Source organism: Paramagnetospirillum caucaseum, assembly GCF_000342045.1.
Taxonomy (GTDB): Bacteria; Pseudomonadota; Alphaproteobacteria; order Rhodospirillales; family Magnetospirillaceae; genus Phaeospirillum; species Phaeospirillum caucaseum.
Map to the genome: position 1 here is coordinate 59,722 of NZ_AONQ01000017.1, position 14,747 is coordinate 74,468.

Sequence of the window (14,747 nt, forward strand, 5' to 3'; positions counted from 1 at the left end):
CCCTTTGGAATTGATCCAATGGATTCGAAGTTCATGAGTGGCGATGTGTTGGCCTTTGCCCGTGGCGGCGACGACCTCGGCGGTTACCGCTCGCTGTTCGAGAACGCGGTCGAAGGCATCTACCGCACCACTCCGGACGGGCGCTATCTCGACGCCAATCCGGCCCTGGCGCGCATCTACGGCTACAATGATCCGGCCGAGCTGATCGCCGGGCTGACCGACATCGCCCGCGGCCTCTACGTGGACCCCGCCGACCGCGAGCGGTTCCGCGGGATTCTGGCCCGCGATTCGGTGGTGCGCAATTTCGAGGCCCGGGTGCGGACCCGCAGCGGCCAGGTCATCTGGATCGCCGAGAACGCCCGGGCGGTCTACGACCCGCGCGGCAAGCTGGTCTGCTACGAGGGCACCGTCCAGGACGTCACGGCGCGCAAGCAGGCCGAGGAATCGCTGCGTCTGGCCGCCACGGTGTTCGAGACGGTGGGCGAGGCCATCGTGGTCACCGACCGCGAGCGGCGCATCCTGGCGGTCAACGCCGCCTTCGAGCGCATGACCGGGTGGAGCGCCGCCGAGGTCACCGGCCGGCCCTGCGACCTGCTGGCCGTCGAGATGATCGGGCTGCGCGAGATCGACGAGATGTGGCGCCTGGCCGCCAACACCGGCCAGTGGTCGGGCGAGACCTGGACGCGGCGCAAGGACTCCGAGCCCTTTCCCGCCGCCCTGGCGCTGACCGCCGTGGACCAGGGGGCCACCGGACAGGACGGCGATGGGCGCTTCGTGCTGCTGCTGCGCGACATCACCCGCAAGCGGCGCGACGAGCAGCGCATCCGCTTCCATGCCAGCCACGACGCCCTGACCCGCCTGCCCAACCGTCATACGGTGATGGAGGCCCTGGGCGAGGCCATCGTGCGGGCCGAGCAGACCGGCGAGCGTCTCGCCGTGCTCTATCTCGACGTCAACCGCTTCAAGGACATCAACGACAGCTACGGCCACGCGGTGGGCGACGAGCTGCTGCGCCAGGTGGCGCGCCGCCTCAAGGCCTGCGTGCGGGCCAGCGACATCATCGGCCGGCTGGGCGGCGACGAATTCGTCATGCTGCTGCCCAGCGTCGGCGACCATTCCGCCGCCCAGGCCTGCGCCGGCAAGGTGCTCTACGCCTTCGCCGAGCCCTTCGACATGGACGGCCTGCAGCTGTTCGCCGGCACCAGTATCGGCATCGCGCTCTATCCCGACGACGCCGACGGGGCGGAAAGCCTGCTGTCGCGGGCCGACGCCGCCATGTATCACGCCAAGCGCGGCGGCCTGCCCTACAGCTGTTTCGATATGGAAATGGATCGCCAGGTGGCCGAGCGGGTCAGCCTGGAGAACGATCTGCGCCTAGCGTTGGGCGAGGACCAGTTCCGCCTGGTGTTCCAGCCCAAGGTCGATGCGCTGTCGGGGACCATCGTCGGGGCCGAGGCGCTGATCCGCTGGCGCCATCCGGTGCGGGCCGACGTTTCGCCCGGCCTGTTCATTCCCGTCGCCGAGCGGGCCGGGCTGATCGGCGCCATCGACGACTGGGTGCTGGGCGAGGCCTGCCGCCAGGTGGCGAAGTGGCGGCGCCAGGGGCTGATCCTGCCCGCCATCAGCGTGAACCTGTCGCCGGCCCAGTTCCACGACGGCCGTCTCAAGGACAAGGTCAAGGCGGCCCTGGCCGAATCCGGCCTGCCGCCCGCGGTGCTGGAACTGGAAATCACCGAGACCATGATGGCCAGCGACGTGGACCGCGCCATCGAGATTCTCGGCCAGCTGACCACCCTGGGGGTGCGGGTGTCGCTGGACGATTTCGGCACCGGCTATTCCTCGCTGGCCTATCTCAAGCTGTTCCCGGTCTCGACGCTGAAGATCGACCGCGCCTTCGTCACCGAACTGCCGGGCAACGCCAAGGACGGGGCCATCATCGCCTCGATCATCGCCCTGGCCGGCAATCTGGGCTTCACGGTCATCGCCGAGGGCGTCGAGACCCGCGAGCAGGCCGCCTTCCTGGCGGCGCGCGGCTGCCCGGTGATGCAGGGCTTCCTGTTTTCGCGGCCCGTCGACGCCGACACCTTCGCCGGATTGCTGGCCACGCCGGAAGGATTGATCCGCCTGTAGCCGCCCCGGCCGATCCGTCTGTAGCCGCTTGTGTTGATCCCGGCTCCAGCCTATAAGAAAACAAACCTTTTCCGGTGTTTGCAGACCATGCTGATCACCTGTCCCGCCTGCGGAACCAACTTCTCCATCCCCGACAGCGCGCTCGGAACCTCCGGGCGCAAGCTGAAATGCGCCAAGTGCGCCCACAAGTGGTTCCAGACGCCGCTGGCCATGGACGACGACGACACCGACCTGGACCTGGCCGGCCCGTCCTTCGCCAAGACCGACTTTTCCGGAGTGACGGGCTTCAACCCGGTCAAGGACGATTCGGTGTTCGATGCGCCGCGCCCGTCGGCATCGCCGCGCCCCCCGGCGCCGGCCGACGACGATTTCGACCTGGACGTTCCGCCGGTCCCCAACTTCTCCAACCGCCTGCCCCCCGACGAGGGCATGGAGCGCATGGGCGAGGCCAGCCTGCTGGACGACGGGCCGCAGCCGGTGCCCGAACTGTTCTCCACCGCGGCCAGCGAGGGCAAGAAGGGGACGGGCGTCCTGTGGCTGCTGCTGGTCCTGCTGATTCTCGGCGGGCTGGGCGGCGCCGGCTACTATTTCCAGGACCATCTGGTGGAAGCGGTCCCCGAGGCCGGCGAATTGCTGGGCCAGGCCGGTCTGCGCCGGGAAAAGCCCGGCGCCGGGCTGGAACTGCGCAAGGCCGGCACGCCGGAACGCTTCGTCCACAACGACACCGACGTGCTGGTGGTGCGCGGCATCATCGCCAACGTCACCGACCGTTCCCGGCCGGTGCCGACCATGAAGCTGGTGCTGATGGACCGCAACAAGCAGGCGGTGCAGGAAAAGCTGTCGCAGCCGCCGGTCACCGAACTGGCGTCCCAGGGCACCGTCAGCTTCAAGATCATGCTGGAACGGCCCGACCCCAACGCCGTCGAGGTGGTGGTGGTGTTCGTGGAAGCGGGCGAGGCCAAGCCGGGCAGCGCCCAGCCGCCGGTTCCCGCCACCCCGACCCAGGCTCCGGTCGCGGCTCCGGCTCCGGTGGCCGCTCCCGTTCCGGTGGCCGCGCCAGCCCCCGCTCCTGCGGCTCCCGCGGCGGAAACCCCCGCCGTCCCCGCCCCCCCGGCGCCCGCCGAGCCCAAGCCGGCCGAGGCGAAGTAGAGCCTTCATACCGGTCGGCCATTAAAATGACCGACCTCATTGTCCCTCGCCGGGCGCGGGCCTCCGCCCGCTTGGCCGCCGCCGCAATGGCGGCCAGATACCGAAATCAAAGGTCGCTCGGTATCAGAACGGTTTCAGCAGCCGCTTGAGGTAGTCGCGCTCCGGTTCCGGCCGGTGGGGGTCGCCGGAACGCCGCCGCAATTCCTGCAGGATTTCCCGCGCCCGCATGGTTTCGCCGCGTCCCGGCACCTTGGTGCGCCCGTCATCGGCGAAGGTCGAGCCGTTCAGCGCGCGGCCGAAGGGATCGCGGGGGATGAGGGCGGGCGAACCCTTGCCGCGCGCCGCCTCCTGGCGCTCCAGTATCTGCCGCGCGCCGTCCTGCAGGCGCTTGACCGCCTCGGCCTGCTGGTCGGCGGCCTCGCCCCACGCGCCGTCGCCCAGGCTGGACTCGGCGCCCCGCATGGACCGTTCCGCTTCGGCAAGGGATTGCGGCGCCTGGGGCATGGACCTGCCCAGCTGCTCCAGCGCCTGGCGCAGGGCTTTTTGTTCCTCCGCCATCCGGCGGGCCTCCGCCGCCTCGCGGCCGGTGGGCTTGCGCCGGGGCCGGGGCGTATCCTCGTCGTCCTCGATCCGCTCGTCGGGCGGCGGCGCCCGGCGGAAGCTCTTGTCCAGCAGCTCCTGCTGGCGGCTGGTCAGCTCCTTCAGGCGGCGCATGGCCTCGGCGTTGGCCGGGTCGCCGCGCTGGCCGGGCCGGGCCGGGCCCATTTCGGCCAGCAGGCGGGACAATTGCTCCAGCCGGCGGCGCAGGCCCTCGCGGTCGCCGGTTTCGGCCAGCCCGCGCAACTGGTCAAGCATGTCGGAGAGGTCGGCGGCGGGGGTGCCGCCATCGGGCGGCACGGAAGAGTCGAGGCCCAACTCGGCCATGGCCTCCATCCACTGGTCGAGGGCGGCTTCCAGCTCTTCCACCAACCGGGACAGCCGGGCGGTGTCGGCCTTGTCGGCCAGGGCGCGCTCCAGCCGCGCCCGCGCGTCCTCCAGGGCCTTCTCGGCGGCGGGCAGGCCGCCGTCCTCGAGGCGGGTGGCGGCGTACCACAGCAGCGACCGCGTGCGGCCGCGCTCGAAATCCGGGCGCATCAACATGTGGCGGGTGACGGAAAGGGCGAGGAACACCCGCGTATCGCCGCCGAAGGCCTGGGGCTCTTCCAGGATCTGCCGCAATTCCCCGGCGATCTCCGGTCCCAGCCGGGGGGCGTCGCTCAAGCGCCGCCGCCAGTCCGCCAGGGCACGGGCCAGGGGGTGGCGGAATTGCCGCTCGGGCAGGGTGACTTCCACCGGCGGCGCCTCGCCGGTCTGGCCGGCTCCGTCCTCGGCCTTGGGGGTGAGACGCACCGGGCGTCCGGCCCAGTCATGGTCGGCCAGATCGGCGCGCAACAGCGGGCGGGCCTGGCGCGGCCGCTCGCCCGGCAGGACGAGGTCGAGGCGCAGCGGCGCGCCGTCGCCGCTCGCTGGCCGCACCTCCACCCAGATCCGCGTCAGGCCGTAATCGTCGCTGGCCTCCAGCTCCAGGGTCAGGCGGCCGCGTTCGTCGCCCTGGGGCGGCCGGGCCACGGCGACGGCCGGCGGGGCGTCGGGACGCAGGGTGATGGGCCACGAGGCGGCGCGGCGCAATCCCAGGCGCACGTCCAGGCTTGGGCCGGCGGTCAGGGCCAGTTCGGCGCGGCCGTCCTCGCCGAACGCCACTCCGGCGCCGCCGGCCGACAGGGCCGCGCCGCCCCAGCCGCGCCACGAGGTCACGGCGCGGGCCACGCTGCCCGCCGGGACGGTGACGGCCCCCTGGCCGGGCTTAAGCAGGATCTGGTCCAGGCCGGTATGGGCGGGCGGCACGATCCACACCTCCATGGTGTCGGAATCGAGAACCGGGCGGTGGGAATAGGGATCGACGGCGCGGGCCAGCCGGGCGGGGGCGTCGGCCAGCCCCCCGGCGGCGGCGGTGACCAGCAGCAGCAGGGCGGCGAAACGCAGGCCGAGCGGGTCCCGGGCGGGCAGCACCGGATCGGGCCAGCCGGGGCGCAGATGGCGGGCGGCCTGTTCCATGCGGGCGCGGTGGGCCTGCCACAGGGTCTCGTCGCCGGCGGCCAGCCGGTCGGACAGGGCGGCGAGCGGCTGGTGGGACGCCGCGGATTCCCGCTCCAGCCGCCGCGCCACCTCGTCCGCCGAGGGGCGCTCCACCCGCCAGGCCCGCCAGCCCAGGACGGCGATGGCCAGGGCGAAGGCGGGGGCGAGGGCGGCATGGAGAGGGAACGGCAGCAGCGGACCCGCGTCGAACAGCGCCAGGGCCAGGAACAGGGCCAGCAGCGACAGGGCGGCGGCCAGGGGCGGCCACGCCCTTTCCCACAGCAGCGCGAGGCGGACCAGACGCAGCTTGCGGGAAAGGGCGGGCATGTCAGCCGCTCATCGGGGCTTTCGCCCCGGACCCCGACCGGGCGGCGGCCCAAATCATCATCATTCAGCCAGCCAATCCGGCAGGCTCTCCAGCGACCGCATGTCCTCGTAGCTGGGCCGGGCGCGGATCACCGCGTACTCGCCGCCCTTGACCAGCACTTCCGGAATCAGCGGCCGTGTGTTGTAGGTGGACGCCATGGCGGCGCCATAGGCCCCGGCGGTGCCGAAGGCCAGCAGGTCGTCGGCCCGCATGGGGGGCAGGCGGCGCTGGCGCGCGAAGGTGTCGCCGGTCTCGCACACCGGCCCGACCACGTCCACCTCGGCCAGGGCGGCGCCGGCCTCGGGCTCGGCCACCGGGAGGATGGCATGGTAGGCGTCGTAGAGGCTGGGGCGCATCAGGTCGTTCATGGCGGCGTCGACGATCAGGAAGGTCCGCGTGCTGCCCTCCTTCACCCGGATGACGCGCGACACCAGGATGCCGGCATTGCCCACCAGCAGGCGGCCGGGTTCGAAGACGAAGCGGCAGCCGAGATCGCCCAGGGTGGCGCGGATCGCCTCGGCATAGGCGGCCGGCTCGGGCGGGGTCTCGTCGTCATAGGGCACCCCCAGGCCGCCGCCCAGGTCCAGGCGGCGGATGTCGATGCCGTCGGCGCGCAGCATGGCCACCAAGTCGCGCACCCTGAGGAAGGCCTCGCGGAAGGGGGCAAGTTCGGTCAGCTGCGAGCCGATATGGCAGGCGACGCCCACCGGCTCGATGCCCGGCAGGGCCTTGGCGCGGGCATAGACCTCGCGGGCCCGCGTCCACTCGATGCCGAACTTGTTTTCCTTCTTGCCGGTGGTGATCTTGGCGTGGGTGCCGGCGTCCACGTCGGGGTTGACCCGGATGGCGATGGGCATCACCAGCCCGCGCGAGGCGGCGATTTCCGACAGCATCTCCAGCTCGGGCTCGGATTCCACGTTGATCTGGAAGATACCCTTGGCCACGGCGAATTCCAGCTCGCGCCGGGTCTTGCCCACCCCGGAGAACACGATGCGCGCCGCCGGCACGCCGGCCGCCAGGGCCTGGCGCAGCTCGCCCTCGCTGACCACGTCGGCGCCGGCGCCCAGCTGGGCGAAGGTGCGGATTACCGCCATGTTGGGATTGGCCTTGCAGGCGAAGCAGATGGTGGCGTCCAGGCCGGCGGCCTTCAAGGCCTCGGCGAACACCGTGTAGTGCCGCGCCAGGGTGGCGGTGGAATAGCAGTAGAACGGGGTGCCGACCTCGCGGGCGATGCGGGCGATGGCGACGTCCTCGGCGCAAAGCTCGCCGTTGGCATAATGGAAATGGTTCATCGGGCTTCGTTGGTCCGTGTCTTGGATTCGGCGGGCAGCGGGGTATAGGGGTAGTCGCGGGGATAGACCGCGCCGTCGGGCTGTTCGGGCATGCCCTTGCGGCCACAGGCGGCGATGCCGATGGCCAGGGCGACGACCAGGATCGACCGCAGCAGGATCATGGGGCGTCCTCCGCCAGGCGGCGGCGGGCGGCGGCCACCGCCTGGCGCACCCGCGACGGCGCGGTGCCGCCCAGGCTGGTGCGGCTGTTGACCGAGGACTCCACCGACAGCACGGCGCGGGCCTCCTCGGTGATGCCCGGCTCGATGGCTTGCATTTCGGCGAGCGTCAGGTCTTCCAGGCCGCAATTCCGGCCCTCGGCCAGCTTGACCAGCGACCCCGCCACGTGGTGGGCGCGGCGGAACGGCATCTTGAGCGCGCGGACGCACCAGTCGGCGATGTCGGTGGCGGTGGTGAAGCCCGCTCCGGCGGCGGCGCGCAGGGTCCCGACGTTGACCGTCATGTCCCGCACCATGCCGGCCATGGCGGCGATGGCCAGTTCCATGGTGTCGGCCACCTCGAACACCGGCTCCTTGTCGTCCTGCATGTCCTTGGAATAGGCGAGCGGCAGGCCCTTCATGACGATCAGGAGGGCGTTGAGGTCGCCGATCACCCGTCCGGTCTTGGCGCGGACCAGCTCGGCGGCATCGGGATTGCGCTTCTGCGGCATGATGGACGAGCCGGTGGTGAAGGCGTCCGACAGGGTGACGAAGCGGAACTGGGCCGAGGTCCAGATCACCAGCTCCTCGGCGAGGCGCGACAGGTGCACGGCGCAGATGGCGCTGGCCGACATGAATTCCAGGGCGAAATCGCGGTCCGAGACGCCGTCCAGGGAATTGCGCATCGGGCCCGCGAAGCCCAGCTCGGCGGCGGTGGCCTCGCGGTCGATGGGGAACGAGGTGCCGGCCAGGGCGGCCGAGCCCAGCGGGCATTCGTTGAGGCGATTCCTGGCGTCGGCGAGGCGCGAGCGGTCGCGGGAGATCATCTCCACATAGGCCATCATGTGGTGGCCGAAGGTCACCGGCTGGGCGGTCTGCAGATGGGTGAAGCCGGGCATCACCGTGGCGGCGTGCTCCTCGGCGCGGTCGAGCAGGGCGGCCAGCAGGTCCCGGAGCGCGCCGTCCATGCCGTCCAGGGCGTCCCGGACCCACAGGCGGAAATCGGTGGCCACCTGGTCGTTGCGCGAGCGCGCCGTGTGCAGCCGCCCGGCGGCCTCGCCGATCAGCTCACCTAAGCGCGATTCCACGTTCATGTGGATGTCTTCCAGCGCCTGGGAGAAGGGGAAGTCGCCCGCCTCGATCTCGGCCAGCACCTTGTCCAGGCCTTCTTGGATCAGCGCGCCGTCGGCGGCGGTCAGGATGCTCTGCTTGACCAGCATGCGGCAATGGGCCTTGGAGCCCCTTATGTCCTGGGCATACAGCCGCTTGTCGAAGTCGATGGAGGCGTTGATCCGCTGCATGATGGCGGCGGGGCCGCCGGCGAATCGCCCGCCCCACATGGCGGACGCGGCCTTGGTCTTGTCGGTGTCGGTCATGAAAGCCCTGGTGAATGCGCTGAAGGGGGAAATCCGCGCCAACCTACACCCTTCGAGCCGGGGCTGTGAAGAGAACAGGGGTTTGTCGCCGCCACGATCACGGGGTAGAGTGCTGGCACCTCAACATCTTGTGGTCCGTGATGCTCCGCCCCGACAGATTGATCCGCCCATGAGCCCCTCCTGGCGTTCCGGCTTCGCCGCCTATGCGGACCGGCGGGTGGTGATGGTGCTGTTGCTGGGCTTTTCCAGCGGGTTGCCGCTGCTGCTGACCTTTTCCACCCTGTCGGCCTGGCTGAAGGGCGAGGGCATCTCGCGCACCGCCATCGGCATCTTCGCCCTGGTGGGGACGCCTTATGCCCTGAAATTCCTGTGGTCGCCGCTGATCGACCGCCTGCCGCTGCCCGTCCTCACCGGCTGGCTGGGGCGGCGGCGCTCGTGGGGATTGCTGATCCAGACCCTGCTGATCGTCTTCATCCTGGCGCTCGGCGCCACCGATCCGGCCAGGGAGATCTGGCTGACCGCCTCCCTGGCGGTGACCGTGGCCTTCCTGTCGGCCAGCCAGGACATCGTCATCGACGCCTATCGCGTGGAGATTCTCGACGAGATGCAGCAGGGGCCGGGGGCGGGGGCGGTGCAGGCCGGCTATCGTCTCGCCATGCTGGCCGCCGGGGCGGGGGCTCTGCTGGTGGCCTCGCAATGGGGCTGGTTCGCCGCCTACGCCACCATGGCGGCGCTGCTGGGAATCGGCATGACCGTGTTCCTGTTCGGCCCCGAGCCGGAGATCAAGGTCTCGGCCGCCACCGCCGAGCGCGAGCGCCGGGCGGCGGAATACCTGGAGGCCCGCCCGCATCTCAAGGGGGGGCCGGCCAAGGTGGCGGCCTGGCTCTATGGCGCGGTGGTCTGTCCCTTCGCCGATTTCATGGCGCGGCCGGCCTGGTGGGCGGTGCTGCTGTTCGTCATCGGCTACAAGATGGGCGAGGCCATGGCCGGGGCCATGGCCAACACCCTGTACATCGAGATGGGCTTCGCCCTGGAGGAGATCGCCTGGGTCAGCAAGATCTTCGGCTTCGGCGCCACGGTGGCCGGCACGGTGATCGGCGGCGCCCTGGTGGTGCGCCTCGGCATCATGCGGGCGCTGCTGGTGTTCGGCATCCTGCAGTCGCTGGGCAACCTGTTCTACGTGCTTCAGGCCCTGGCGGGGCACAACGTCTGGGCGCTGGCGCTGTGCGTGGCGGCCGAGAACCTGACCGCCGGCATGGCCGGCTCGGCGCTGGTCGCCTACATTTCGGGCCTGTGCAACCTGGCCTATACCGCCACCCAATACGCCCTGCTGTCGTCGCTGACCGCCGTGGGCCGCACCCTGTTCGCCTCGGCCAGCGGCAGGCTGGCCGACATGTTCGGCTGGGTGGATTTCTTCCTGCTGACCACGGTGGTGACCCTGCCGGCCTTGCTGATTCTGCCCTGGTTGATGCGACAGCAGGGCCGGGTTGCGTCCAAGCCCGGTTGAATCCTGCGGCCCGAGAGGTCATTCTCAGGCTTTAGGAACCGTTCCAAGGGGCAGTGACGGAATGCGCATCGGCGTTCCCAGGGAGATCAAGAGTCACGAATACCGGGTGGGGCTGACGCCCGGCTCGGTGCGCGAGCTCGTCCATCACGGCCACAAGGTGCTGGTGGAAACCCAGGCAGGGGCCGGCATCGGCTGTACCGACGCCGCCTATCGCGCCGCCGGGGCCGAGATCGCCGCCGATGCCGCCGAGGTGTTCGCCGCCGCCGAACTGGTGGTCAAGGTCAAGGAGCCGCAGACGGTGGAATTCGCCTTGCTGCGTCCCGGCCAGATTCTCTTCACCTATCTCCATCTCGCTCCCGACCCGGCCCAGACCAGGGCGCTGGTGGAATCCGGCGTGTCGGCCGTCGCCTACGAGACGGTGACCGACGCCAATGGCCGCCTGCCGCTGCTCGCCCCCATGTCCGAGGTGGCGGGGCGCATGTCCATCCAGGTGGGCGCCCATTGCCTGGAAAAGGAACAGGGTGGTTCTGGCGTGCTGCTGGGCGGGGTGCCCGGCGTGGCCCCGGCCAAGGTGGTGGTGCTGGGCGGCGGCGTGGTCGGTTCCAACGCCACCCGCATGGCGGTCGGCCTGGGAGCCCGCGTCGTGGTGCTGGACCGCTCGCTGTCGCGTCTGGCCCAGATCGACGAGCTGTTGCTCAACACGGTGGAGACCGCCTACGCCACCATGGACAACATCGAGCACCATGTGCTGGAGGCCGACCTGCTGATCGGCGCCGTGCTGGTGCCGGGGGCAAGCGCCCCCCGCCTGGTCGGCCGCGAGCTGGTGGGCGCCATGCGCCCCGGCTCGGTGGTGGTGGACGTGGCTATCGACCAGGGCGGCTGCATCGCCACCTCGCGCCCCACCACCCATGCCGCTCCCACCTATCTCGAGCAGGGTGTGGTACATTACTGCGTCACCAACATGCCGGGAGCGGTGGCGCGGACCTCGGCCTTCGCCCTGAACAACGCCACGTTGCCGTTCGTCCTGGCCCTGGCCGACAAGGGTCTGGTCCGGGCGCTCTCGGATGATCCGCATTTCCGCGCGGGTCTCAACGTTCACCACGGCGCCGTCACCCACGCCGCCGTGGCCCGGGACCTCGGTTACGCCCCCGTGGCGCCCGAGACAGCCCTTTCCTCTCCATAAGGGAAACAAAGCACAAATGGACCTCAAGAAGATCCCGATCGGTAAGAACCCGCCCCGCGACGTCAACGTCATCATCGAGATTCCGCTGCGCGGCGATCCGGTGAAGTACGAGATCTGCAAGGAATCGGGGGCCATGTACGTGGACCGCTTCCTCAACACCGCCATGTACTACCCGGTCAATTACGGCTTCGTGCCCCATACCCTGTCGGCCGACGGCGATCCGGTGGACGTCATGGTGGTCGGCCGCATTCCGGTGGCGGTGGGCTCGGTGATGCGCTCGCGGCCCATCGGCGTGCTGCTGATGGAGGACGAGGCCGGCATGGACGAGAAGATCCTGGCCGTGCCCCATTCCAAGCTGCATCCGTTCTACGACGCGGTGAACACCTACGAGGACCTGCCCAAGATCCTGGTGCAGCAGATCGAGCACTTCTTCGTCCACTACAAGGACCTGGAAGTGGGCAAGTGGGTCCAGCTGAAGGGCTGGGGCGGGCCGGAACGGGCCGGCCAGATCATCCAGGAAGCCATCGACCGCGCCGTGGCGGAAAAGCCGAAGAAGAAGAAGTAGGCCGGTCCCAGGGAACCGTCCCCGCCGCTGCCGTCCCCGCCATCGGGGGCGGCGGTTGCGTCCGGCTCAGCAGTGCTCGGCCATCTCGGCGTCCTCGTCGCCGCACTCGCTGCGGAAGACCGTTTCGGTGGCCATGGCGTAGTCGGGATGGGCGCGGACCTCCACGTCGGCGATGGTCCGGGCGATGAAACGGCCCAGCTCCATCAGGTAGTCGGGACCGTTGACGGTCAGCGGAGCGTAGTTTGACTGGCGGCTGGGCCCCAGATCGACGACGAGCATGACGGCCTCCTCTTTCCCCACGACCGCAATGGTATTGCCTGATCCAAAGTATAGAAAGCCGTAAAGGCGACGGGCAGCCCTGCGCCTAAAGTATAGTTTTCAAACTCCCGATAATTTTATCCAATTTACCTTATACCAAGCTGCGATGACGGGAACCGATCACCGCAGCGCCCTTGTATGTCTGACCGAGCGTCGGCGGGCGCCTCCGCGCCCTTGCCTCCCGCGCCGTAAGGCGCGCGGCCCCGATCGACCCTACGCCGTGGCCGCCGCCTTGCGGCCGATGCGGTCATAGGCCTGTCCCACCCGCATCAGGCAGATGGAGCGGTCGGGCTGTTCGCCGGTGATGGTGGCCAGCACCAGCTTGGCGACGGCGGTATAGGTGGCGGCCTCGGGATCGGAGGCGAAGACCATGGGAAAGGCGGTGACCACCGCGCGGGCCTCGTCCAGTTCGTGGCCGAACAGGTTGCGGCCCATCACCTTGTAGCAGTCGAGCAGGCGTTCGACCGAGCCCAGCACGGCGTCCATGTGCAGGCGGCGGCGCAGCGCCTCGCGCAATTGCACCGCCAGTTCGTGCGGGCGGCGCGCCAGTTCGGCGGGAATGAACGGCCGCTTGGCCAGCATGGCGCTCTTGTCCCGCGCCGAGCCGACGCAGACCGCGTGGAACTGGGCCAGACGGAAGCTGGTGTCGCCGCAGCGGGTGAACATCATCATCACCAGCACGTCGGTGAGGAAGTTGGTGAAGGTCTTGTCGGCGGCCTTCAGGCGTTCGGCCAGGAAGCCGCTGGTGGTGTCCTCGTGCGCGGCCAGGCCGATCAGCTCGTCGCGGCTTTGGGCGAACAGGCGGGTGTTGAAGTTGAGCAGGGTGCGCAGGAACTGGAAGTCGGCGGCCTCGGGCAGGTTCAGCCCGGCCTGGGCGGCGCCGTTGCGGAACTGTCGGATCAGGTCCAGGGCCTCGATCTCGTCGGGCTCCAGCTTGTAGGGCGGCGGCACCTTGACCTTGACCTGCTTGGTGGTGGTGACCTTGCCCAGGGCGAACTCGACGCCCAGGATGTTGTAGCTGCGCGGCCGGGTGACCGGCATCGCCACCATCTTGAAGCCTTCCTTGCCCTCGCCGCCGGCACGGACGGCGGCGGCCTGCTTGGCCTCGGCCGCCTTGTGATGGGTGGCCAGCTTGGTCAGGGCCTCGTCCACCACCTTCCACACCAGCTCGCGCGCCTCGGTCCAGAACTCGGCCTGGCGGTCGGGCCGGGTCAGCACCTCGTGATCGATGCGCGACAGCACCCGCTTTTCCAGCCCGTCGCGGCAGCGGCGCAGGATGGTGCCGGTGATGAACGCCTTGGCGATGGCGGCGAAGTCGGGCACGAACAGGAAGAACGGCTGGTCCAGGCACCACGCCACCGAGGGAATGGCCGGCAGCGGCACCCGCATCAGGGCGAGGCGCTTGTCCAGGGCGTCGCCCAGCTGGGCGGCGACGAAGGCCTCGGCGTGGCTGAAGACGTATTCGTCGGCCTCGGGCGGCAGCGGCGGCGGCATCTCCATGGGCAGGTCGGCGGCGCGGCGCTGCGGCGCCTGGGCCGGCGCCGCGGCCTGGGCCGGCTGGCGCGGCGGCTGGCCGTGGATCTTCTGCCAGGCCAGGGCGATCTCCGGCCGCTTGGTGATCACCACCTGGATGACCTCGGCGGCCAGCTCTTTCTGCTCGGGAAAGCCGAGCCCGGCCAGCCCGGCGGCGAAGGCGTCCTGGATCACCGCCAGGAACTGGGCGTCGCCCTGGCGGCGCAGCAGGGTCTTCAGCATCTCGGCCATGAAGCGCAGCAGACCGGGAGAATCCTCCACCTTGCCCAGCCGGAAGAGAATGTCGTCGAGCAGCAGGCGCTGGTCGGGGGGCAGGGTCGCGTTCATCACGGCATCCAGTTCTTCTCGATGGCCACCGCCGAAACCGAGTTCTTGGGCGAACCCTCGATGATCCGGTCGCTGTAGACCAGATAGACCAGGACGTTGCGCTTCCTGTCATGGAAGCGCACCACCTGCAGGGTCTTGAACAGCAGCGAGGTGTCCTTCTGGAACACCACGTCGCCGTCCTTCAGCTTGCCGTCGATACGGATCGGCCCCACCTGGCGGCAGGCGATGGCGGCGTCCGAGGTGTCCTCGGCCAGCCCGACGCCGCCCTTGATGCCGCCGGTCTTGGCCCGCGACAGATAGCAGGTGACGCCCGGGACCTTGGGATCGTCGAAGGCCTCGACCACGATCTTGTCGTTGGGCCCCAGCATCTTGAACACGGTCGAGACGCTGCCGATCTCCTCGGCGTGCAGGGGGGCGCCCAGGGATGCGGCGGCCAACAGCAGGGCGGCGGCGGAGAGGGAAAGACGCGGAATGGTGTTCATGGTATCGGCCGATAAGCTCCGGGCAGCGGACGGACTATCTTAGCGTCAACCATAAAGACCAAATGATGAGGAAACTGTGAACGCGTTTACACAAGCGACATCTTTCCGCCTGACCAAACTCAAGGACCGCGCCCCGGGGCGGCGGGCACAGTATGGAGCCTCCGCCATCCAGGATACCGCCATGCCGTTCCCCGCCTTCTTCGCCG

At 69.7% G+C, this 14,747-nt stretch carries 12 protein-coding genes; 5 read left to right on the forward strand and 7 right to left on the reverse strand.

What is annotated here, in order from left to right; genetic code table 11:
- Positions 1–33: 33 nt before the first annotated feature.
- Together H261_RS08255 and H261_RS08260 are read left to right on the forward strand one after the other, a co-directional pair.
- Complete coding sequence (locus H261_RS08255) at positions 34–2,130, forward strand: putative bifunctional diguanylate cyclase/phosphodiesterase (RefSeq protein ID WP_152426779.1); 2,097 nt, start codon at positions 34–36, stop codon at positions 2,128–2,130.
- Positions 2,131–2,217: 87 nt separating this feature from the next.
- On the forward strand, positions 2,218–3,279 hold the full coding sequence (locus H261_RS08260) for a DUF3426 domain-containing protein (RefSeq protein ID WP_040475999.1): 1,062 nt from the start codon (positions 2,218–2,220) through the stop codon (positions 3,277–3,279).
- Positions 3,280–3,402: 123 nt separating this feature from the next.
- On the opposite strand, the gene H261_RS08265 is transcribed toward H261_RS08260, so the two are convergent.
- From H261_RS08265 to argH, 4 genes are read right to left on the reverse strand one after another with little or no spacing between them, the layout of a single operon-like run.
- Entirely contained in the window at positions 3,403–5,721 is a 2,319-nt protein-coding gene (locus H261_RS08265) for a DUF4175 domain-containing protein (protein ID WP_008616409.1), read from the reverse strand.
- Positions 5,722–5,781: 60 nt separating this feature from the next.
- Positions 5,782–7,053 (reverse strand): diaminopimelate decarboxylase, encoded by a 1,272-nt coding sequence (gene lysA, locus H261_RS08270; protein ID WP_008616412.1) that lies wholly within the window; start codon positions 7,051–7,053, stop codon positions 5,782–5,784.
- A complete protein-coding gene (locus H261_RS25405) occupies positions 7,050–7,214 on the reverse strand; it encodes a lipoprotein (protein ID WP_008616414.1) in 165 nt (54 codons plus the stop codon). The genes lysA and H261_RS25405 overlap by 4 nt, the downstream gene beginning before the upstream one ends.
- Positions 7,211–8,626: an argininosuccinate lyase gene (argH, locus tag H261_RS08275; protein WP_008616416.1), complete on the reverse strand. Its 1,416-nt coding sequence runs from the start codon at positions 8,624–8,626 to the stop codon at positions 7,211–7,213. The genes H261_RS25405 and argH overlap by 4 nt, the downstream gene beginning before the upstream one ends.
- A gap of 169 nt (positions 8,627–8,795) precedes the next feature.
- On the opposite strand from argH, the gene H261_RS08280 reads away from it, so the two are divergent.
- From H261_RS08280 to ppa, 3 genes are all read left to right on the forward strand, one after another.
- A complete protein-coding gene (locus H261_RS08280; RefSeq protein WP_008616417.1) occupies positions 8,796–10,133 on the forward strand; it encodes an AmpG family muropeptide MFS transporter in 1,338 nt (445 codons plus the stop codon).
- Between the two features lie 61 nt (positions 10,134–10,194).
- The gene (gene ald / locus H261_RS08285; RefSeq protein ID WP_008616418.1) at positions 10,195–11,316 is read left to right on the forward strand and encodes an alanine dehydrogenase; all 1,122 of its coding nucleotides are present in this window, start codon (positions 10,195–10,197) and stop codon (positions 11,314–11,316) included.
- Positions 11,317–11,332: 16 nt separating this feature from the next.
- Positions 11,333–11,881, forward strand: coding sequence for an inorganic diphosphatase (gene ppa, locus H261_RS08290; RefSeq protein WP_008616419.1), 549 nt, complete (start codon positions 11,333–11,335; stop codon positions 11,879–11,881).
- A gap of 66 nt (positions 11,882–11,947) precedes the next feature.
- On the opposite strand, the gene H261_RS08295 is transcribed toward ppa, so the two are convergent.
- The 3 genes from H261_RS08295 to H261_RS08305 form a co-directional block, all read right to left on the reverse strand.
- Complete coding sequence (locus H261_RS08295) at positions 11,948–12,160, reverse strand: hypothetical protein (protein WP_008616420.1); 213 nt, start codon at positions 12,158–12,160, stop codon at positions 11,948–11,950.
- Positions 12,161–12,412: 252 nt separating this feature from the next.
- Positions 12,413–14,059 (reverse strand): hypothetical protein, encoded by a 1,647-nt coding sequence (locus tag H261_RS08300; protein ID WP_008616421.1) that lies wholly within the window; start codon positions 14,057–14,059, stop codon positions 12,413–12,415.
- Positions 14,059–14,541 (reverse strand): CreA family protein, encoded by a 483-nt coding sequence (locus H261_RS08305; protein WP_008616423.1) that lies wholly within the window; start codon positions 14,539–14,541, stop codon positions 14,059–14,061. The genes H261_RS08300 and H261_RS08305 overlap by 1 nt, the downstream gene beginning before the upstream one ends.
- Positions 14,542–14,747: the final 206 nt, after the last annotated feature.

Bases quoted from the DNA above. Each gene is read 5' to 3' on its own strand.
- H261_RS08255 (WP_152426779.1), top strand. From the start codon at position 34: ATGAGTGGCGATGTGTTGGCCTTTGCCCGTGGCGGCGACGACCTCGGC.
- H261_RS08260 (WP_040475999.1), top strand. From the start codon at position 2,218: ATGCTGATCACCTGTCCCGCCTGCGGAACCAACTTCTCCATCCCCGAC.
- H261_RS08265 (WP_008616409.1), bottom strand. From the start codon at position 5,721: ATGCCCGCCCTTTCCCGCAAGCTGCGTCTGGTCCGCCTCGCGCTGCTG.
- lysA (WP_008616412.1), bottom strand. From the start codon at position 7,053: ATGAACCATTTCCATTATGCCAACGGCGAGCTTTGCGCCGAGGACGTC.
- H261_RS25405 (WP_008616414.1), bottom strand. From the start codon at position 7,214: ATGATCCTGCTGCGGTCGATCCTGGTCGTCGCCCTGGCCATCGGCATC.
- argH (WP_008616416.1), bottom strand. From the start codon at position 8,626: ATGACCGACACCGACAAGACCAAGGCCGCGTCCGCCATGTGGGGCGGG.
- H261_RS08280 (WP_008616417.1), top strand. From the start codon at position 8,796: ATGAGCCCCTCCTGGCGTTCCGGCTTCGCCGCCTATGCGGACCGGCGG.
- ald (WP_008616418.1), top strand. From the start codon at position 10,195: ATGCGCATCGGCGTTCCCAGGGAGATCAAGAGTCACGAATACCGGGTG.
- ppa (WP_008616419.1), top strand. From the start codon at position 11,333: ATGGACCTCAAGAAGATCCCGATCGGTAAGAACCCGCCCCGCGACGTC.
- H261_RS08295 (WP_008616420.1), bottom strand. From the start codon at position 12,160: ATGCTCGTCGTCGATCTGGGGCCCAGCCGCCAGTCAAACTACGCTCCG.
- H261_RS08300 (WP_008616421.1), bottom strand. From the start codon at position 14,059: ATGAACGCGACCCTGCCCCCCGACCAGCGCCTGCTGCTCGACGACATT.
- H261_RS08305 (WP_008616423.1), bottom strand. From the start codon at position 14,541: ATGAACACCATTCCGCGTCTTTCCCTCTCCGCCGCCGCCCTGCTGTTG.